Origin of the sequence: Prevotella sp. P5-92, from assembly GCF_002251245.1 — a bacterium.
In the GTDB taxonomy this organism is placed as follows: Bacteria; Bacteroidota; Bacteroidia; order Bacteroidales; family Bacteroidaceae; genus Prevotella.
The window spans coordinates 1-19,206 of the sequence record NZ_NPJG01000079.1 but is presented as its reverse complement, the minus strand read 5'-3'; the positions used below and the strand labels follow the sequence as shown (position 1 = coordinate 19,206).

Below are 19,206 nucleotides of genomic sequence, written 5' to 3'. Positions count from 1 at the left end.
TTACATGAGAGAATATTATTCCTCGCTCCAGTCCATCTTAGTCTGACGAACGTAGGTCTTGTAGCGCTGTTGAGCCATCTTCTGAGCCTCAGCAAAGAGCTCCTCTGCCTCGTTAGGATAAGCCTTCTTGACAGAGAGATAACGCACCTCACCCATCAGGAAGTCGTGGAACTTGCTCCAGTCTGGCTCTTTAGAGTCGAGTGAGAATGGGTTCTTGCCCTCAGCGGCGAGCTGTGGGTTGTAACGCCACAAGTGCCAGTAACCGCACTCAACTGCGCGACCTTCCTCTGCCTGGCTCTTGCCCATGCCGCCTTTAGCCTTCAAACCGTGGTTGATACATGGAGCATAAGCGATGATGAGTGATGGGCCTGGATATGCCTCTGCCTCGCGGATGGCCTTCAAGCACTGTGCCTGATCAGCACCCATGGCGATCTGAGCAACATATACATAACCATAGGTAGTGGCAATCATACCGATGTCCTTCTTCTTGATACGCTTACCCTGAGCGGCAAACTGTGCGATGGCACCAAGAGGAGTAGCCTTTGAAGCCTGACCACCGGTGTTAGAGTAAACCTCAGTATCGAGAACGAGGATGTTTACATCTTCACCACTTGCAATAACGTGGTCGAGACCACCGTAACCGATGTCGTAAGAAGCACCGTCACCACCGATGATCCACTGGCTGCGCTTTACGAGATAGTGGTCGAGGGTCTGCAGTTCCTGACATACAGGACAACCCTTGGCAGCGCTCTCAGCAATCAGCGGCTTCAGCTTAGCGGCTGCAGCCTTAGAAGCGTCGGCGTCATCCTTGCCAGCAATCCACTCGCGGGCAGCTGCCTTGTATTCCTCAGAAACCTTGTCGCTCTCGAGCATCTCACCCAGCAGCTTCTCTACGCGCTCCTTCATCTTCTTGTTACCGAGCACCATACCGAGACCAAACTCGCAGAAGTCCTCGAACAATGAGTTGTCGAAGGCTGGACCCTGACCCTTGGCGTTGGTGGTGTAAGGAGTAGAAGGAATAGATGCTGAATAGATAGATGAGCAACCGGTAGCGTTGGCAATGATCTCACGATCACCGAAGAGCTGAGAAATCAGCTTTACGTATGGAGTCTCACCGCAACCAGAGCAAGCGCCAGAGAACTCGAACAGAGGCTGAGCGAACTGAGAGTTCTTAACATTGCTCTTGATGTCAACGAGATCCTGCTTGCTGGTAACCTTCTTTGTGAGGTATGTCCAGTTGGCAGCTTCCTTCTGCATGTCAGCGTTGTCGGGATTGAACGGAACCATAGTGAGAGCCTTGCCGAGCTTTGGATTGCCTGGGCAGACATCAGCACAGTTTCCACATCCGAGACAGTCAAGAACAGATGGCTCGATAACGAAGTGCATGCCCTTCATGGCTGCAGGAGCCTTCATCTCGAGTGATTCGCCCTGATAGCCACCAGCGAGTTCCTCGTCGGTCATAACGAACGGACGGATAGCTGCGTGAGGACAAACGTAAGAACACTTGTTACACTGGATACAGTTAGCAGGGTTCCAAGCAGGAACGAATGCCTCTACACCACGCTTCTCATACTGGGCAGTACCAGTCATCCAAGTACCGTCAACAGTGTCGTGCTTAACGAAGTCTGAAACCTTCAGCAGGTCACCTGCCTGAGCGTTGATAGGACGAACGAGTTCCTTAACAAATGCTGGAGCATCGTCTTCCTTAACTGCGTCATCAGCGAGATTAGCCCAAGCTGGGTCAACAGCGAGCACCTTGTACTCACCACCACGGTCAACGGCTGCGTAGTTCATGTTGACAACGTCCTCACCCTTCTTACCGTAAGACTTAACGATGAACTTCTTCATCTGCTCGATGGCAAGGTCAACGGGGATAACCTCAGAAATGCGGAAGAATGCCGACTGGAGGATGGTGTTGGTACGGTTGCCCAGACCAATCTCCTGTGCAATCTTGGTAGCGTTGATATAATATACCTTGATGTTCTTCTGTGCGAATACACGCTTCACCTTGTTAGGAATGAAGTTGATGAGTTCCTCGCCGTCGAAGATAGTGTTCAAGAGGAATGAACCGTTTTCACGGATACCACGTGTAACGTCGTACATGTGCAGGTAAGCCTGAACGTGGCATGCTACGAAGTTAGGTGTTGTGATCTGATATGTAGAGCGGATAGGCTCGTCGCCGAAGCGGAGGTGTGAGCAAGTGAAGCCACCCGACTTCTTCGAATCGTAAGAGAAGTAAGCCTGGCAGTGCTTGTCGGTGTTCTCACCGATGATCTTAACCGAGTTCTTGTTGGCACCAACAGTACCGTCAGCACCCAGACCAAAGAACTTGCACTCCTGGATTGACTGTCCACCAAGAGCCATCTCCTCAACTTCAGGCAGTGAGGTGAAGGTAACGTCATCAACGATACCAACAGTGAAGTGGTTCTTTGGCTCGGGCAACTCGAGGTTGTTGAATACAGAGATAATCTTGGCAGGAGTAACGTCGGAAGAACCAAGACCGTAGCGACCGCCAACGATGAGAGGACGATTCTCAACATCGTAGAATGCGCTCTTCACGTCAAGATACAGAGGCTCGCCTTCTGCACCTGGCTCCTTTGTACGGTCGAGCACTGCTATGCGCTTGCAGCTCTTTGGAACGGCAGCGATGAGGTGCTTTACAGAGAATGGACGATAGAGGTGAACGCTGATCATACCTACCTTCTTGCCCTCCTTGAGCAGGTGGTCGATAGCCTCGCGGGCTGCCTCGGTGGCAGAACCCATAAGGATGATAACATTCTCGGCATCCTCTGCTCCGTAGTAGTTGAAGAGGTGATACTCACGACCAGTGATCTCAGAGATCTTGCCGAGGTAATACTCAACAACCTCAGGCACCTTGTCATAGTACTGGTTACAAGCCTCACGGTGTGTGAAGAATGTCTCAGGATTCTCAGCTGTACCACGTGTGACAGGACGCTCGGGAGAGAGAGCGCGGTCGCGGAATGCCTTGATGTCTGCTGGATCTACCAGTGGAGCGATGTCGTCCTGGTCCATAACCTCAATCTTGTGATACTCGTGAGAAGTGCGGAAGCCATCGAAGAAGTTAACGAATGGAACCCAAGTCTTCAGAGTAGCGAGGTGAGGAACGGCTGTAAGGTCCATAACCTCCTGAACAGAACCAGAGCAGAACATTGCGAAACCTGTCTGACGGCAAGCCATCACGTCCATGTGGTCACCGAAGATACAGAGAGAGTGTGAAGCCAGTGTACGTGCCGAAACGTCGAACACGCATGGCAGCAGCTCACCAGCAATCTTGTACATGTTTGGAATCATCAGCAGCAGACCCTGCGATGCAGTGAATGTAGTAGTCAGGGCACCAGCCTGCAGAGAACCGTGAACGGCACCAGCAGCACCACCCTCTGACTGCATTTCCTGTACGCTAACTGTCTGACCCCACAAGTTCTTGCGTGTGCGGGCCGACCACTCGTCAACATGCTCCGCCATTGGTGATGACGGTGTGATAGGATAGATGGCAGCTACTTCTGAGAACATATAGCTCACGTGAGCGGCAGCCTCATTACCATCACAAGTGATAAATTTTTTTTCTTTAGCCATTTGTTGTTGATATTAAAAAATTAAACTTGTCTCTTATATTATAAATAATGTGTATCGCTTTTCTTTTCAATAGAGGAAGCCGAGCATCCAAAGCGGTATCTGGTTGCCGAAGCCTATCTCTGTGTTGTATCTGATATAATAGGTGTCGTTTGACACGCGCGTCTTGCGAACGGCAGTGGCATCTGTCACCTTGAACTTCAAGTCTCCGTCAACGACGAACGTGTTGTCGTGCAAACGTTGATTCACCTTGTGGTCTTTCCACATCGAGTTCACAAAGAATGTCTCCATCACCTCTTGCTTGTCCACCTTAATGGGATAAATGGCATACATCAGGTTGGTGTTGTGCATCATCACCTTCGTGGGCTTCTTCGGGAAAGACTGTCCCTCGGGATATATCATATTGATAAGACGAGCATCGGCAAGGTATTTTATGTAGTTCATCACCGTAGCACGACTTGTCTCTATCTCTTGTGCCAGCATGCTGACATTGGGTGCTATTGTACCTTCGACAGCAAGCTGGTAGAACAGCTTCTTTATCTTAGTAAGATATTTCAGTTCGATTTGTTTTATCAGAAGTATATCCACTTCTATCATCATGTTCATCGTCTTAAGCAGATTCTCCGAGTAGTTTCGCTGCTCTTGATAGAATGGATAAAAGCCATGGTGGAGATAGTCCTGGAAATATTTCATCGGCGACACCTTGGGTAATATCATCTTCGCAATCTGCTCGTGCCCTGTGAGTATCTCATCAAGCGTATATGGCTTCATCGAGAGCCCTGTCTGGAGATTGAGAAACTCCCTAAAAGAAAAGCCCCTGAGATTATAACTCTTCACTATGGCGTTCAGCTCGGGATTCTCTTCCTTCAGCCTCATCACGCTCGATCCAGTGAACACAATCTTCAATCCTGGATACAGGTCATAACAGCGGCGCAGCTCCTGACTCCAGTCCGAACGCTTGAACACCTGATCCACCAGCAGCACTTTTCCTCCTCGGCGATAAAACTCGCCTGCAAAATCCACCATGCTACGTCCCTGGAAGTAGAAATTGTTCATGTTCACATAGAGACATTGACGGTCGCCTGTATGGAAATGCTCCTTGGCATATTGCAACAGAAAGGTCGTCTTGCCGACACCTCGCGTACCTTTGATGCCTATCATACGGTCGCTCCAGTCTATCTCATCCATTAGGGTGCGACGGACAGTAGCATTGGTATGCTCCACAAGATATGTATGTGTCCTGAAGAATTCTTCCATTTCTTGTCTCTCTTCTACTTTGTTTTCTAAGTTGGTGCAAAGGTACAACTTTCTTCGTAATTTGCAAAGTGTATATAGCAAAAACTTGAAAAAAAGTATTAATTTTCTCTTATTTTGAATAATAATCCGTTTTTTAGTCGTAGTTTTGCACTCAAATTCGTATTTTTACATCAACGACGCAAGAGAAATGACACTTCACATATTCAATCCCGAGCATGACATCGCCCTTGCCAACGGACAAAGGAGAATCACACCGCCGCATGCGGCAAGACAACTTCACGCCGATCTTGGCTTTATTCCCGCCTTCTGGGCCGACCAAGGCGACACGGTTTTGGTTGACGACTGCCAACATGCCACTCGAGCCTATGCCAAGGTGAGAATGATGGCAAAAAGACTTTTTGGACTGGAGACACACGACGTGACGTTCCGCGAGTTGACATCGCTTCGTGACGCTATTCCCCAGAGCATCGACCCATGGGGATGGGACTACACCTTGAAAGCCATCCTCAGACAGCATTTGCCTAAAGGTGTCCAACTGCCGTCTGATAACGAACTCAACTTAATAAGGAACATGTCTCACCGATCTACGGCTCTATATCTGCTTCAGGCTCTCCGCATGGAAAACACCATCGGGGAGATGCGTCTGGCAGAAACACAAGACGAGCTCCTTGGATATGTGGCAGATTTTCAGGGGAAAGCGGTGCTGAAAGCGCCATGGAGCAGCAGCGGTAGAGGAGTGAGATTCGTGGATGGCGACATCGACCCGCACATGCTCGACTGGACGGCAAACGTAATAGCGAAACAAGGCGGCATCATGGTGGAACCGATGTACAACCGAATCATCGACTTCGGCATGGAGTTTACAAGCCTCGGCGACGGCACTGCCAGATATGCGGGACTGTCGATCTTCACCACCTCACACGGCGCATATTCGGGCAATATCATTGCCACCGAGACTCACAAGAGAGAGATGCTCGCCCGCTATATCGACCCGTCGCTGCTCGACGCCGTCCGCACTCGTGTCTGCTCGTCCGACTTCTCCTGCATCACGTCACGACACCAAGGAGCTTTCGGCATCGACATGATGATTGTGGGCACAAAGACGGGCAACGGATATCTGCTGCACCCTTGCGTGGAGATCAACCTGCGGCGCACCATGGGACATCTCGCCCTTCAGTTCACACCCCCCGACGACGATATCGAAGGCGTGATGCAGGTGGTGTATGAAGGCAAATTCAAACTGAGGCTCAAAGCCTCTACGCAAGAAACAAGACAAATTTTAATATAAAAAACATTATGAAACTAATCTCTATCATTTTCGTTGCAGCTCTCATCGCTACAACTGACGCAAAAGACAACTACAAGTCGAAGGTATGGTCGCCCGACAATGGAGACGGCACCTTCACCAACCCCGTAATCAACGCCGACTACAGCGACCCCGACGTGTGTGTAGGAGCCAGCGGCGAAGATTATTACATGACTGCCAGCTCTTTCCAATGCATTCCCGGACTGCCTGTCCTGCACAGCCGCGACCTCGTCAACTGGAAGATCATCAACTATGCCGTAAGCTCACTGCCCGACAATGACACTCCACAACACGGCGGTTGTATCTGGGCTCCAAGCATACGATATCACAATGGTTATTATTATATCTACTGGGGCGATCCTGACCGTGGTGTGTTCATGGTAAAAACCAAGGATCCCGCTGGCAGATGGGACGCACCAGTATGCGTGATCGAGGGAAAAGGAATGATCGACACCACTCCACTGTGGGACGACGACGGACGATGCTATCTTGTCAACGGATGGGCCGGCAGCAGAGCTGAGTTCAAAAGCGTGCTCACCGTGAGGGAACTCAGTGCCGATGGCACTTGCGCCATTAGCCAGCCCGTCATTGTCTTCGACGGCAACAACGAACACCATACCGCCGAAGGTCCGAAGTTCTATAAGCATGACGGTTACTATTGGATAATGTGTCCCGCTGGCGGCGTGGCTACCGGATGGCAACTCGCCATGCGTTCCAAGAGTCCCTACGGACCATACGAGCACAAAACCGTCATGGCTCAGGGCAACACCAATATCAACGGGCCTCATCAGGGCGGATGGGTCCACACCAGCCAGGGTGAAGACTGGTTTCTGCATTTCCAAGATAAAGGTGCTTATGGACGTGTCGTTCATCTCAATCCCGTGACATGGACCAAGGGATGGCCGGTGATGGGCATTGACCGCAACGGCGACCTCTGCGGCGAGCCCGTCAGCGTTTACCGCAAGCCAAAGACGGCATCGCCTGTAACCGTCGTCAACCCCGTAGAGAGCGACGAGTTCGACTCTACCACACTCGGACTGCAATGGCAGTGGCACGCCAACTACCAACAGAAGTTCGGCATGCCTACATCTAACGGTTTCTTCCGAATGTACACACATAAACTCTCACCCGACTTCAAGAGTCTGTGGGAAGCACCTAACCTGCTGCTGCAGAAGACGCCGGCTGACACTTTCACCGCAACGTCAAAGCTCACCTTTGCAGCCAAGAAAGAAGGACAGTATGGCGGCATCATCATGATGGGACGCGACTATTCGGCTCTCGTGGTGCGTCGCGTCGGCAACGAGTTTCAGCTACAGCAACTCACCTGCTATGGCGCTGACCACGGCAAGACCGAGATCGTCAAGACACTCGCCACCTTCCAGCCGTCAGCAGCCGACAAGATAGACTACGATCCTGCCATATACCGCACCATATATCTCCGACTCAAAGTCAGCGAAGGCGCAAAGATGACATTTGCTTATAGCCTCGACGGAAAGAGATACAAGGCGTGTGGCGACGAGTTCCTGATGAAAGAGGGCAAGTGGATAGGCGCAAAGTTTGGCTTCTGCGCCGAGGAACCTGCCGGCAAGGGAGTCATGGGCTTTATGGATATCGACTGGATAAGAATAGACAAATAACTCATAAACAAATTATTATGGCAACACCACACATTTCCGCAGCAGAGGGCGACTTCGCCAAGACCGTCCTCATGCCAGGCGACCCGCTAAGGGCAAAATTCATAGCAGACACATTCCTCGAGAATGCGAAGTTAGTAACATCCGTACGCAACACCCTCGGATATACCGGCACCTATAAGGGCAAGCCTGTATCTGTGATGGCAAGCGGCATGGGCATGCCAAGCATAGGCATCTATTCGTACGAGCTCTTCAGCTTCTACGGCGTGGAAAACATCATCCGCATCGGGTCAGCCGGCAGCTATCGCGACTGGCTCAACGTCATGGACGTCACCCTCGTCGAGACTGCTGTCAGCGAGTCATCTTACGCTAAGGTGCAGGGCGGATGCAACGACAAGGCCATCAAACCCAGCCAGGACATCAACGATCTTATCAAACGTAAGGCAGCTGAGTTAGGCATCACATGCAAACCGTCTGTTGTCCACTCCAGCGATGTCTTCTATGGCGATCCGTCACAAGGATCATGGCAGGATATAGCCGAGCGTACCGGCGGCGACTGCGTGGAGATGGAGAGCTTTGCTCTCTTCCACAATGCCAACATGTGCGGTAAGAGGGCTGCATGCCTTCTCACCATCAGCGACTCGTTTATCAACCACATCGAACTGTCGTCAGAAGAACGTCAGAACTCTTTCCGAGAGATGATGGTTCTCGCTCTCGAGACTGCCATTGCATTGTAATTCAAATCTGAAGTACTTATTATCTGAAGTTAAAGAAGTTAAAGAGATAGTCTTTTCGCTTCGGAGATTGATGTTTTCTCGGCTCGAACATACATCTTTTACTTCTTTAACTTCCAAATAATATTTAACTTCCATAATTTACTCACACCTAATTGTAACAGAATTGTAACATCAGATTAGCGTTGTTGTAATATTTCGGTTGTACCTTTGCAGCCGAAATATTTTTGTTTTACACACTAACTGATATGAAAGAAAGAAAACGTATTCTGGCCACTGCGGCAATAGCCATGATAGCAACGACAAGTGCCATGGCACAGAACGACAACAAGGCTAAGACACAAATGCTTACGCCTGAGATTCACGGCACTATACGCGGAAAATATGAATACCAGACAGAAGATGGAGAAGGACGCTTTGAAGTGAGAAACGCGAGAATAAGCGTCACGGGAAAGGTGATCGACGCCGTGAGCTACAAGGCTGAGATAGACCTCTCTGACGAGGGAAAGATAAAGATGCTCGACGCATACACCAAGGTGACACCGGCTGAGCGACTCGACTTCAAGATCGGACAGTTCCGTGTGCCTTTCACCATCGACGCCCATCGTTCGCCTCATCAGCAGTATTTTGCCAACCGCTCGTTCATCGCTAAACAGGTGGGCAACGTGCGCGACGTAGGTGCTTCCGTTGCCTACAAGCTGAAAGGGGCATGTCCGCTGATACTGGAAGCGGGACTGTTCAACGGTTCGGGACTGACCGATCAGAAAGACTATTGGACCAAGGCCATGAACTTCTCTGCTAAGGCTCAGGTGCTGATTCCCAGTGGCTTTAACCTGATGCTGAGTGCACAGAAGATCACACCTGGACGTCACATCGTGATGATGTATGACGGAGGCGTGTATTGGCATGCAAGGGGATGGCATGTGGAAGCGGAATATCTCTTTAAGCACTATAGCGACAATGCTTTCGCCAACGTCCACTCGTTTGACTCTTTCGCATGCTACGACATCAACTTGAAAAACAAAAAGAGTCTTGTAAAAAAGGTGTCGCCACTGCTGAGATACGATATGATGACCGACCATAGCGACGGAAAGAATGCCGACGACGAGGGAAAACTGACCATCACCGACTACAAGCGTCATCGCATCACCGGCGGACTGACCATTAGTCTAGCCACGCCGTTTGTTTCCGATATCCGCGTCAACTATGAGAAATACTACTATCGCGACGGAGCGATGGCGAAACCTTCTGAAAAAGACAAGATTGTAGTGGAGTTCATGACCCGGTTCTGAACAACATCAAAGACATGAAAACCCATGAATGGAGCGGTAAACGGGACTCGAACCCGCGACCCTCGGCTTGGGAAGCCAATGCTCTACCAACTGAGCTATTACCGCATTACTGAAGCATAAAGGAAACGACGTGGCTGTCATTTTCTTGTGCAAAGGTACGATAAAAATTTTGAACAGGCAAATCTTATGTGTTAAAATTTGCATATAACGCTATGTTTGTCTTTTTTTGTCACACTTTCATCAGGTCAGATATTATCATATCGCTCACATACCAACCGTCATGCGCAAGACGCAGCGTGTTGGCGTCATGCTCAAGCAACGATGAGTCAACATATCGGCGGGCGCTCTTCAGGCAATAGTCAACGGCATCGCTGCCAAAGCGCTCGCCTAACTTCTTCAGGTCGATGCCTTCGCTGGTGCGCAGCGCAAGCATCACCATGTCGTTATATAGCTCCCGCTCCGTGAGCGACTCGCTCTCATAGGCACATTCGCCTCGTTCCACCTTATTTATATATATAGGAAGATCGGAGATGTTCCAGAGCCGGCGCGTTCCGTCATAGGAGTGGGCCGCCGCGCCAATGCCAAGATATGGCTCGCCAGTCCAGTAACCGCTGTTATGCAGCGAGCGCCCTCCCTGACGTGAGAAGTTGCTCACCTCATAGTGTTCGTAGCCTAATGCTGACAAGCGGGCTATAAGACCATAGTACATCTCTCGGGTGAGTTCCTCGCTCGCCTCGCTCACCTCGCCGCGAAGAAGCATGTCATAGAGCGGCGTGCTTTCCTCATAGGTGAGACAGTAGGCCGAGATATGTTCTACGTCAAGAGCCAGCGCCTCGTCGATGTCGTGATTCCAGTCGGCTAATGTCTCGCCGGGAAAACCATACATGAGATCTACGCTAATGTTGGCTATGCCGGCATCACGCAACCGTGCCACAGCCTGCGCCACATCGGCCGCCTTGTGACGACGGCGAAGAAAACGGAGACGGTCGTCGTCAAAGGTCTGGGCTCCCATGCTCACCCTGTTGACGGGCAATGCCGACAACTGACGCACAAAGTCAGCGGTGACGTCGTCGGGATTACACTCAATGGTGACCTCGCGTGCCGACGAACAATCGATGGCAGAGAACAACCGTCCGAGTTCGTCTGCCGCCAAGGTGCTCGGCGTGCCTCCGCCGAGATATACCGTACGCCAAGCCCCGTCATAGTCCGAGACACGACGACGCAACTCTTGGATGAGCGCATCCACATAACGACGACTCATTGAGAAGAGCGACGTGGAATAGAATCCGCAATACACGCAACGCGACTTGCAAAATGGGATATGAACATAAAGACCTGCCATTTTTCTTGAATTTTAATGCAAAAGTACTAATTTTATTTAATAAATGCAAGTTTCTGCCACTGTTTCTTTGGTCATCTCAAAAAAAACCACTAACTTAGACCCCCGATAACTAAAATCAGGAAGAACCTAATAGTATTCACTTTTAAAAAAACAATCAGATATGAAAGTATATCAGACAAGTGAAATCAAAAACATTGCACTGCTTGGCAGTGCGGGTAGCGGCAAGACAACACTTGCCGAGTCTATGCTTTATGAAGCCGGCATCATCAAGCGCCGCGGCTCCATCGAAGCTAAAAACACAGTCAGCGACTACTTCCCGGTAGAGCAGGAATACGGCTACTCGGTCTTCTCGACCGTGTTCCACGTTGAATGGAACAACAAGAAGCTGAACATCATCGACTGTCCGGGATCTGACGATTTCGTCGGAGGTGCCATTACGGCTCTCAACGTGACTGACCAAGCCGTGATCCTCATCAACGGACAGTACGGTCCCGAGGTAGGCACGCAAAACAACTTCAGATACACTGAAAAGCTGAAGAAGCCTGTGATATTCCTTATTAACCAGCTCGACAGCGACAAGTGCGACTTCGACTCGCTTATCTCTACCATGCAGGACATCTATGGTCCGAAATGCGTACAGATACAATACCCTATCGCCACTGGAGCAGGATTCAACTCGCTCATCGACGTGCTCCTCATGAAGAAATACTCGTGGAAGCCTGAAGGCGGTGCTCCTATCATCGAAGATATACCTGCCGAGGAAATGGACAAGGCAATGGAACTGCACAAGGCGCTCGTAGAGGCTGCCGCCGAAAACGACGAGGGTCTTATGGAGAAATTCTTCGAGGAAGAGACCCTCACCGAGGACGAGCTGAGAGAAGGCATCAGAAAGGGCCTCGTTACACGCTCCATATTCCCCGTGTTCTGCGTATGCGCCGGTAAGGACATGGGCGTAAGACGCCTCATGGAGTTCCTCGGCAACGTAGTGCCTTTCGTCAGCGAGATGCCAAAGGTTCACAACACTCGCGGCGAGGAAGTGGCAGCAGAAAGCGACGGACCTACTTCACTCTACTTCTTCAAGACCGGCGTCGAGCCACATATCGGCGAAGTGTCTTACTTCAAGGTGATGAGCGGTAAGGTGAAGGCCGGTGCCGACCTCGCCAATGCCGACCGTGGCTCGAAAGAACGCATCGCACAGATCTTCGCTTGCGCCGGAGCCAACCGTATCCCCGTTGATGAGCTATGCGCCGGTGATATCGGCTGTACCGTGAAGCTCAAGGACGTGAAGACTGGTAATGCCCTCAACGGCAAGGACTGCGACTGGAGATACGACTTCATCAAATATCCTAACGCAAAATACTCTCGCGCCATCAAGGCTGTCAACGAACAGGAGATGGAGAAACTCATGGTGGCTCTGACCAAGATGAGACAGGAAGACCCGACATGGGTAGTAGAACAGTCGAAGGAACTCCGACAAACCATCGTTCACGGACAAGGTGAATTCCACCTCAGAACCCTAAAATGGAGACTCGAAAACAACGAGAAGATACAGGTGAAATTCGACGAGCCAAAAATCCCTTACCGCGAGACTATCACCAAGTCTGCCCGTGCCGACTATCGTCACAAGAAGCAGTCGGGTGGCGCAGGACAGTTTGGCGAGGTACACCTCATCGTCGAGCCTTATGCTGAAGGCATGCCAGATCCGACCGTGTTCAAGTTCGGCGGACAGGAATACCGCATGAACATCAAAGGACGTGAAGAGATCGACCTCGAATGGGGCGGAAAGCTCGTCTTCCTCAACTCTGTTGTCGGCGGTGCCATCGACACCCGTTTCATGCCAGCTATTCTGAAAGGTATCATGGAGAGAATGGAACGCGGACCTCTCACTGGCAGCTATGCCCGCGACGTGCGCGTCATCGTCTATGACGGAAAGATGCACCCGGTAGATTCTAACGAACTCTCATTCATGCTCGCAGCACGCAACGCCTTCGCCGCAGCCTTTAAGGATGCTGGACCAAAGATCCTCGAACCTATCTACGACCTCGAGGTTTACGTTCCTGCCGACTTCATGGGCGACGTGATGAGCGACCTGCAGGGACGCCGCGCCCTCATCATGGGTATGGACAGCGAGGCTGGCTACCAGAAGCTCCAAGCCAAGATTCCTCTCAAGGAGCTCGCAAACTATAGCATCGCTCTGAGCTCAATCACCGGTGGACGCGCCTCCTTCACCACCAAGTTTGCAAGCTACGAACTCGTGCCAAACGACATACAACAGCAGCTCATCAAGGAGCACGAGGAGGAAGAAAAGGAAGATTGAAATCCATATTCTTAGTAATAAACATTTCCCTTCGGGAGAGAGTCAGAGGAGGAGTCCTCAACTCTCTCCCTCTCCTTTTCTACCGCTCTTCACCTCCACCCTGCCTCATCAATTATCAATAATTACCACCCACCGATCAATAATCACCGATCAATAATCACCGATCAATAATCACCGATCAACAATCATCAATCAACAATCATCAATCAACAATCAATATCCCCATGTCTCGCATAGCAACAGCCTTTGCCCTTGGCATAGTCATCGCCACCTTCTTCCTCGACACTTCTGCGGCATGGATCTCGCTCGCGGTTGCCACATGCTGCATCATGGCTATTGTAGCGACACTCTTTATACATCATCCCGCCAAAAGGCATTTAACTACGCCCTTGGTGATGCTTTCCACCATGGCATGCGGCTCTTCATACACGCTCACCTACAAAATCATAAACCATACCGTCTATCCCAGTCATATCGCTCAGTACGACATCGTCATCACCTCTGAACCCATCATAAGGACAAACTCCATAGGCCTTAACGGCATCATTGCCTCTGGACATTACGAAGGGAAGAAAGTAAGCCTCGCTTTCGAGAAAGACTCCACAGCAATGGCCCTCACGCCAGGAATGGGCATCGAGGCACTGTGTATGCTGAAAAAGCCAGCTGGACCAAACGACGATCCTCGCTTCACACTCCACCGACAGTCGCAAGGAATCGCCTTTTTCGCCTTCCTCTCTCATCACAACTACCGCAAGAAAGCAGTATCTACGCGCGGTTTGACTCTTTGGGAACGGGCGCGGATCGGCGCCCTGACAATCAGGCATAAAGCAATCTGTACGCTGCGCGACAACGGTCTCAACGGCGACGCCCTCGCCACCGTCTCAGCCATGGTCCTCGCCGACAAGTCGCACCTTTCCCAAAAGGTATATGACAGTTTCTCTTCCTCTGGAGCCGCCCACGTGCTCGCCCTCTCCGGCACCCATCTCTCCATCTTGTTCTTCCTCATCACCATCTTCGTCAAACCGATCAGGAGCAAATGGTATGTGCGAGCGTTTACCATTATCACCATCTGGGGCTACGTATTCCTCGTCGGCCTACCCACATCTGCCGTGCGTGCGGCGGTGATGCTCTCGTGGCTCACCATGACCCGCATCTATTCCAAATCGTCCTCCCAGCTACACAACATCTCGCTCACAGCACTCATCTTGATGATCGCCAACCCTATGGCCATATTCGACATCAGCCTGCAGATGTCAATGATGGCAGTGATAGCCATTGTCACTCTCGTCACCCCTCTCACTGGTAGCCTGATGAACAAAATCGAACTCATGGGAATCCATCTGTTTCACCTGTCAGAAGGCAACGCCCTGAAATATGTCGTGTCGGCTACGATACTCACCATCGTCGCACAAACAGCCACCGCACCTCTCGCCGCATATTACTTCGGACGGCTGCCCCTCTATTTCATCCTCACCAACTTCATCACCCTGCCTCTCGCCACGATTGTCATCTACCTTACAATGGTGATCCTCGTCATGTCGCCACTACCTATTGTTCCCTCCATGGCCACACCCATCCTGCAAGCAATAGTCTCCTTGCTCAACAACCTCCTCGCCGCCATCTCCTCACTGCCCTTTGCCGCAGTACGAATAGAATGTATATCTCTTCCAGTTTTGTTATTTTTATACTTAGCGGGATTTATTATAGTTACATATTTGCAATTAAAACAGAGAAAACAAGTTAACAATTCAAAATTTAACAAAATTCATTAACATTATCCATTGTAGTTCGGACAAAACACACTAACTTTGCCGACATGAAGAAGTCAACAATTTGGGCAATAGCAATAATAATGGGACTGTCGTTCGTGGTTCTTCTCTACCTGCAACTCTCCTACATCGAAGAGATGGCGAAGATGAAGAAAGAACAGTTTGACGAATCGGTCAACCGCAGTCTCTATCAGGCCTCAAGAAATCTTGAAGTCAACGAGACACTACGTTATCTCGAAAAGGACGTCAACGAAACCGAGCGCAGGGCATTCCGTCAAGACTCTGTGATGACACGTTCGGGCAAGATAAACGACGTGGTGCAGCACTCTCATCAGTATGCCGTGACAGGCAAAGACGGCACTATATACTCGTCGTTCCAACTCAAGACCATCACGACAAAGCCCTCCACCATACCAAAGGGCATCATACTGCGGTCAGACAAGAACACACTTAACGAGGCGTCAAGGTCGCTGCAGGAGATAGTTAGAAACAGATACGTATATCAGAAGGCCCTGCTCGACGAAGTGGTATATAGCATACTCTATCAGGCCAGCGAGAAGCCCCTGAAGGAGCGCATCAACTTCAAACTCCTCGACCAGGACATCCGAGCCGAACTGCTCAACAACGGCATCAACATACCATACCACGTCACCGTTTCCACTTCTGACGGCCGTGAGGTGTACCGATGCCAGGACTATACCGAGGAAGGACAGGCCTACACTTACTCGCAGGTGCTGTTCCGCAACGACCCCTCGTCGAAGATGGGCGTGGTGAAAATCCACTTCCCCGACATCAACAGCTACATCTTCTCGAGCATCAGGTTTATGATACCGTCAGTCGTATTCACCCTCGTGCTGCTCGTCACGTTCATCTTCACCATCGTGGTCATATTCCGACAGAAGCGATACACGGAGATCAAAAACGACTTCATCAACAACATGACACACGAGCTGAAGACGCCAATAGCAAGCATCTCATTAGCAGCACAGATGCTCAACGACAAGAGCGTGCCGAAGAGCGACACCATGATGGCTCACCTCGGCGGAGTGATCAACGACGAGTCGAAACGCCTCAGGTTCCTCGTGGAAAAAGTGCTACAGATGTCGATGTTCGACAAGAAAAAGGCGGTGTTCAAGAAAAAGAGACTCGACCTCAACGAACTTGTCGAGAATGCTGCCCACTCGTTCACGCTGAGAGTGGAACACACAGGAGGAAAGGTATTTGCTGACATCCAGGCCATCGACTCCACGATATACGTCGATGAGACCCACTTCCAAAACGTGGTGTACAACCTCATGGACAACGCCGTGAAATACCGCAATCCCGACAAGCCGCTCGACATCTATCTCAAGACGTGGAACGACAATAGCCATCTCTACCTCTCGGTAAGAGATACAGGCATGGGAATAAAGAAAGAGAACCTCAAGAAGATATTCGAGAAGTTCTACCGCGTACATACAGGAAACCTGCACGACGCCAAGGGCTTCGGACTCGGACTGGCATACGTGAAAAAGATCATCGATCTCCATAAGGGCGAGATCCACGTAGAGAGCGAATACGGCAGGGGCACGACATTCACCATCACCCTGCCAGTGTGCAAAGAGTAAGTCTCAGGCACACCACACGACAGAATATAAAATAAACAATAATAAACACATTAATACACTAAAGTTATGAGAATTATGGAAGAAAACTTGAAGATTCTTCTTTGTGAAGATGACGAAAACTTAGGTATGTTGCTGCGCGAATATCTTGCCGCAAAAGGATATGAAGCAGAACTCTGCGCCGATGGAGAAATAGGATACAAGGCATTCCTCAAGACAAAGTTCGACATCTGCGTGCTCGACGTGATGATGCCCAAAAAAGACGGATTCACACTCGCACAGGAAATCAGGCAGGCCAACGCTGAGATTCCTATCATCTTCCTTACCGCCAAGACACTCAAGGAAGACATCCTCGACGGTTTCAAGATCGGTGCCGACGACTATATCACCAAACCATTCTCGATGGAAGAACTCGTGTTCCGTATTGAAGCCATCCTCCGCCGCGTAAGAGGAAAGAAAAACAAAGAGAGCTCTACTTACCGCCTCGGACGATTCACGTTCGACACACAGAAGCAGCTCCTCACCATCGGCGACAAGCAGACAAAGCTCACCACAAAGGAAAACGAGCTGCTTGCCCTCCTTTGCAGCCACGCCAACGAGATACTCCAGCGCGACTTTGCACTGAAGACCATCTGGATCGACGACAACTACTTCAACGCACGCTCCATGGACGTCTATATCACCAAGCTGCGCAAGCACCTCAAGGACGACGACCAGATAGAAATCATCAACATCCACGGAAAAGGCTACAAACTCATCACTCCAGACGAAGAGTAATTGCCAGTTGGTCAAGATATTTTGTTAAATATCCCTAAATATCATGGCATCAGCAAAAATATCCGGGTGCAAAGTATTAATTCTCAATAAAAATTAGTACCTTTGCACCCGCATTTTGCAAAATAACATTTAATAACATTTTAAAAGTAGTATGAATCAATACGAAACCGTTTTCATTTTAACTCCCGTTTTGTCTGATGAACAGATGAAGGAAACGGTCGCCAAATTCAAGAAGCTGCTCACCGACAATGGCGCAGAAATACTGAACGAGGAGGCCTGGGGACTCAAGAAGATGGCTTACGCTATTCAGAAGAAATCTACAGGCTTCTACTGCCTGTTGGAGTTCAAGGCTGAGCCATCGCTCGTAAACAAGCTCGAAGTGAACTATCGTCGCGACGAGAAAGTGATCCGTTTTATGACCGTCAAGCTCGACAAGTATGCCGCTGCTTATGCGATCAAGAGAAAGAACAAGTACGCTAACAAACAGGAGGCATAAATCATGGCACAAGACACAGAAATCCGTTATTTGACTCCACCTTCAGTGGACACAACGAAGAAGAAGTACTGCCGTTTCAAGAAGAGCGGTATCAAGTATATCGACTACAAGGATCCTGAATTCCTCAAGAAGTTCCTCAACGAGCAAGGCAAGATCCTTCCTCGCCGCATCACTGGAACTTCACTGAAGTACCAGCGTCGTGTGGCCCAGGCCGTAAAGCGCGCACGCCAGATAGCACTTCTGCCATACGTAACTGACTTGATGAAATAATTAAAAGAGGAGGTAACTTATATGGAAATCATACTTAAAGAAGATATCATAGGTCTGGGATTCAAGAACGACATCGTCAACGTAAAGTCTGGCTACGGCCGTAACTACCTCATCCCACAGGGCAAGGGTGTTATCGCATCTGAGTCGGCTAAGAAAGTTCTTGCAGAAAACCTCAAGCAGCAGGCTCACAAGCTCGCTGCCATCAAGGACGCTGCACAGCAGAAGGCAAACGCCCTCGCCGGCGTTGCTCTCACCATCGCAGCTAAGGTCAGCGCTACAGGCGTTACTTACGGTTCGGTTACAGCCGCTCACGTTGCTGAGGAGCTGAAGAAGCTCGGTCACGACATCGACCGCAAGATCATTGTTATGCGCGACATCAAGAAGGTTGGCGACTATGTTGCCACCGTTTGCTTCCACAAGGAAGTGTCTGTTGAAGTTCCTGTTACAGTAGTAGCTGAGAACGCTCCCGCTCCTGCCGCTCAGGAAGCTCCTGTAGCCGTAGAAGAGGCACCAGCAGAGGCTCCTGCTGCTGAGGCAGAGGAAGCACCTGTTGCAGAATAATGTTTTTTAGAGCAAACATCATTTGTTATAATCAAAAATCCTGGACCTGCAAAAAGGTTCAGGATTTTTTTGCCCTATTATTTTGAAACAATTTCCGTTAAATCGTATAGTCACACGTACTGATTCACTCCCATACAACTCGTCACTCCGAGAGTTGTAGCAATAGCAGACAGCGCTGCCACAATAAGCTGCAATACCAGCTTCCAAGTGCTTGATTTAGATGTAGAACTCATGATGATTAATGTTAATTGATTAT

15 protein-coding genes and 1 tRNA gene are annotated in these 19,206 nt (G+C 50.0%); 11 read left to right on the top strand and 5 right to left on the bottom strand.

Features of this window, described 5'->3' with window-relative positions:
- Window positions 1-15 precede the first annotated feature (15 nt).
- Together nifJ and CIK99_RS08150 are read right to left on the bottom strand one after the other, a co-directional pair.
- Window positions 16-3,594 carry a pyruvate:ferredoxin (flavodoxin) oxidoreductase gene (gene nifJ / locus CIK99_RS08155; protein WP_094381038.1) on the bottom strand — a complete coding sequence of 1,193 codons (3,579 nt, stop codon included), beginning with the start codon at window positions 3,592-3,594 and terminating at the stop codon, window positions 16-18.
- Window positions 3,595-3,660: 66 nt separating this feature from the next.
- Window positions 3,661-4,848, bottom strand: coding sequence for an ATP-binding protein (locus CIK99_RS08150; protein WP_094381074.1), 1,188 nt, complete (start codon window positions 4,846-4,848; stop codon window positions 3,661-3,663).
- Window positions 4,849-5,035: 187 nt separating this feature from the next.
- Here CIK99_RS08150 and CIK99_RS08145 point away from each other — a divergent pair, with 187 nt between their 5' ends.
- The 4 genes from CIK99_RS08145 (at window position 5,036) to CIK99_RS08130 (ending at window position 9,814) form a co-directional block, all read left to right on the top strand.
- The gene (locus CIK99_RS08145) at window positions 5,036-6,136 is read left to right on the top strand and encodes a hypothetical protein (RefSeq protein ID WP_094381037.1); all 1,101 of its coding nucleotides are present in this window, start codon (window positions 5,036-5,038) and stop codon (window positions 6,134-6,136) included.
- Between the two features lie 8 nt (window positions 6,137-6,144).
- Window positions 6,145-7,791 carry a glycoside hydrolase 43 family protein gene (locus tag CIK99_RS08140; protein ID WP_094381036.1) on the top strand — a complete coding sequence of 549 codons (1,647 nt, stop codon included), beginning with the start codon at window positions 6,145-6,147 and terminating at the stop codon, window positions 7,789-7,791.
- A gap of 17 nt (window positions 7,792-7,808) precedes the next feature.
- Window positions 7,809-8,525 (top strand): purine-nucleoside phosphorylase, encoded by a 717-nt coding sequence (gene deoD, locus CIK99_RS08135; protein WP_094381035.1) that lies wholly within the window; start codon window positions 7,809-7,811, stop codon window positions 8,523-8,525.
- Window positions 8,526-8,770: 245 nt separating this feature from the next.
- Entirely contained in the window at window positions 8,771-9,814 is a 1,044-nt protein-coding gene (locus CIK99_RS08130; RefSeq protein WP_371591002.1) for a porin, read from the top strand.
- Between the two features lie 29 nt (window positions 9,815-9,843).
- On the opposite strand, the gene CIK99_RS08125 is transcribed toward CIK99_RS08130, so the two are convergent.
- Together CIK99_RS08125 and hemW are read right to left on the bottom strand one after the other, a co-directional pair.
- Window positions 9,844-9,919: transfer RNA gene (locus CIK99_RS08125), tRNA-Gly, on the bottom strand.
- Between the two features lie 124 nt (window positions 9,920-10,043).
- Complete coding sequence (gene hemW, locus CIK99_RS08120) at window positions 10,044-11,156, bottom strand: radical SAM family heme chaperone HemW (protein WP_094381034.1); 1,113 nt, start codon at window positions 11,154-11,156, stop codon at window positions 10,044-10,046.
- Window positions 11,157-11,316: 160 nt separating this feature from the next.
- On the opposite strand from hemW, the gene CIK99_RS08115 reads away from it, so the two are divergent.
- From CIK99_RS08115 to rplI, 7 genes are all read left to right on the top strand, one after another.
- A complete protein-coding gene (locus CIK99_RS08115; RefSeq protein ID WP_094381033.1) occupies window positions 11,317-13,473 on the top strand; it encodes a translation factor GTPase family protein in 2,157 nt (718 codons plus the stop codon).
- A gap of 224 nt (window positions 13,474-13,697) precedes the next feature.
- Window positions 13,698-15,245: a ComEC/Rec2 family competence protein gene (locus CIK99_RS08110; protein ID WP_094381032.1), complete on the top strand. Its 1,548-nt coding sequence runs from the start codon at window positions 13,698-13,700 to the stop codon at window positions 15,243-15,245.
- A gap of 44 nt (window positions 15,246-15,289) precedes the next feature.
- The gene (locus CIK99_RS08105) at window positions 15,290-16,849 is read left to right on the top strand and encodes a sensor histidine kinase KdpD (protein ID WP_094381031.1); all 1,560 of its coding nucleotides are present in this window, start codon (window positions 15,290-15,292) and stop codon (window positions 16,847-16,849) included.
- Between the two features lie 75 nt (window positions 16,850-16,924).
- Window positions 16,925-17,623: a response regulator transcription factor gene (locus CIK99_RS08100; protein WP_094381030.1), complete on the top strand. Its 699-nt coding sequence runs from the start codon at window positions 16,925-16,927 to the stop codon at window positions 17,621-17,623.
- A gap of 151 nt (window positions 17,624-17,774) precedes the next feature.
- A complete protein-coding gene (gene rpsF / locus CIK99_RS08095; RefSeq protein ID WP_094381029.1) occupies window positions 17,775-18,119 on the top strand; it encodes a 30S ribosomal protein S6 in 345 nt (114 codons plus the stop codon).
- 3 nt (window positions 18,120-18,122) lie between these two features.
- A complete protein-coding gene (gene rpsR, locus CIK99_RS08090; RefSeq protein WP_094381028.1) occupies window positions 18,123-18,389 on the top strand; it encodes a 30S ribosomal protein S18 in 267 nt (88 codons plus the stop codon).
- 21 nt (window positions 18,390-18,410) lie between these two features.
- A complete protein-coding gene (gene rplI / locus CIK99_RS08085) occupies window positions 18,411-18,950 on the top strand; it encodes a 50S ribosomal protein L9 (protein WP_094381027.1) in 540 nt (179 codons plus the stop codon).
- Between the two features lie 110 nt (window positions 18,951-19,060).
- On the opposite strand, the gene CIK99_RS15350 is transcribed toward rplI, so the two are convergent.
- Window positions 19,061-19,183, bottom strand: coding sequence for a smalltalk protein (locus tag CIK99_RS15350; protein WP_158215874.1), 123 nt, complete (start codon window positions 19,181-19,183; stop codon window positions 19,061-19,063).
- Between the last annotated feature and the right edge of the window lie 23 nt (window positions 19,184-19,206).

What these genes read in the sequence shown, in the direction of transcription:
- nifJ (WP_094381038.1), bottom strand. Translation starts at nt 3,594, where the DNA reads ATGGCTAAAGAAAAAAAATTTATCACTTGTGATGGTAATGAGGCTGCC.
- CIK99_RS08150 (WP_094381074.1), bottom strand. Translation starts at nt 4,848, where the DNA reads ATGGAAGAATTCTTCAGGACACATACATATCTTGTGGAGCATACCAAT.
- CIK99_RS08145 (WP_094381037.1), top strand. Translation starts at nt 5,036, where the DNA reads ATGACACTTCACATATTCAATCCCGAGCATGACATCGCCCTTGCCAAC.
- CIK99_RS08140 (WP_094381036.1), top strand. Translation starts at nt 6,145, where the DNA reads ATGAAACTAATCTCTATCATTTTCGTTGCAGCTCTCATCGCTACAACT.
- deoD (WP_094381035.1), top strand. Translation starts at nt 7,809, where the DNA reads ATGGCAACACCACACATTTCCGCAGCAGAGGGCGACTTCGCCAAGACC.
- CIK99_RS08130 (WP_371591002.1), top strand. Translation starts at nt 8,771, where the DNA reads ATGAAAGAAAGAAAACGTATTCTGGCCACTGCGGCAATAGCCATGATA.
- hemW (WP_094381034.1), bottom strand. Translation starts at nt 11,156, where the DNA reads ATGGCAGGTCTTTATGTTCATATCCCATTTTGCAAGTCGCGTTGCGTG.
- CIK99_RS08115 (WP_094381033.1), top strand. Translation starts at nt 11,317, where the DNA reads ATGAAAGTATATCAGACAAGTGAAATCAAAAACATTGCACTGCTTGGC.
- CIK99_RS08110 (WP_094381032.1), top strand. Translation starts at nt 13,698, where the DNA reads ATGTCTCGCATAGCAACAGCCTTTGCCCTTGGCATAGTCATCGCCACC.
- CIK99_RS08105 (WP_094381031.1), top strand. Translation starts at nt 15,290, where the DNA reads ATGAAGAAGTCAACAATTTGGGCAATAGCAATAATAATGGGACTGTCG.
- CIK99_RS08100 (WP_094381030.1), top strand. Translation starts at nt 16,925, where the DNA reads ATGGAAGAAAACTTGAAGATTCTTCTTTGTGAAGATGACGAAAACTTA.
- rpsF (WP_094381029.1), top strand. Translation starts at nt 17,775, where the DNA reads ATGAATCAATACGAAACCGTTTTCATTTTAACTCCCGTTTTGTCTGAT.
- rpsR (WP_094381028.1), top strand. Translation starts at nt 18,123, where the DNA reads ATGGCACAAGACACAGAAATCCGTTATTTGACTCCACCTTCAGTGGAC.
- rplI (WP_094381027.1), top strand. Translation starts at nt 18,411, where the DNA reads ATGGAAATCATACTTAAAGAAGATATCATAGGTCTGGGATTCAAGAAC.
- CIK99_RS15350 (WP_158215874.1), bottom strand. Translation starts at nt 19,183, where the DNA reads ATGAGTTCTACATCTAAATCAAGCACTTGGAAGCTGGTATTGCAGCTT.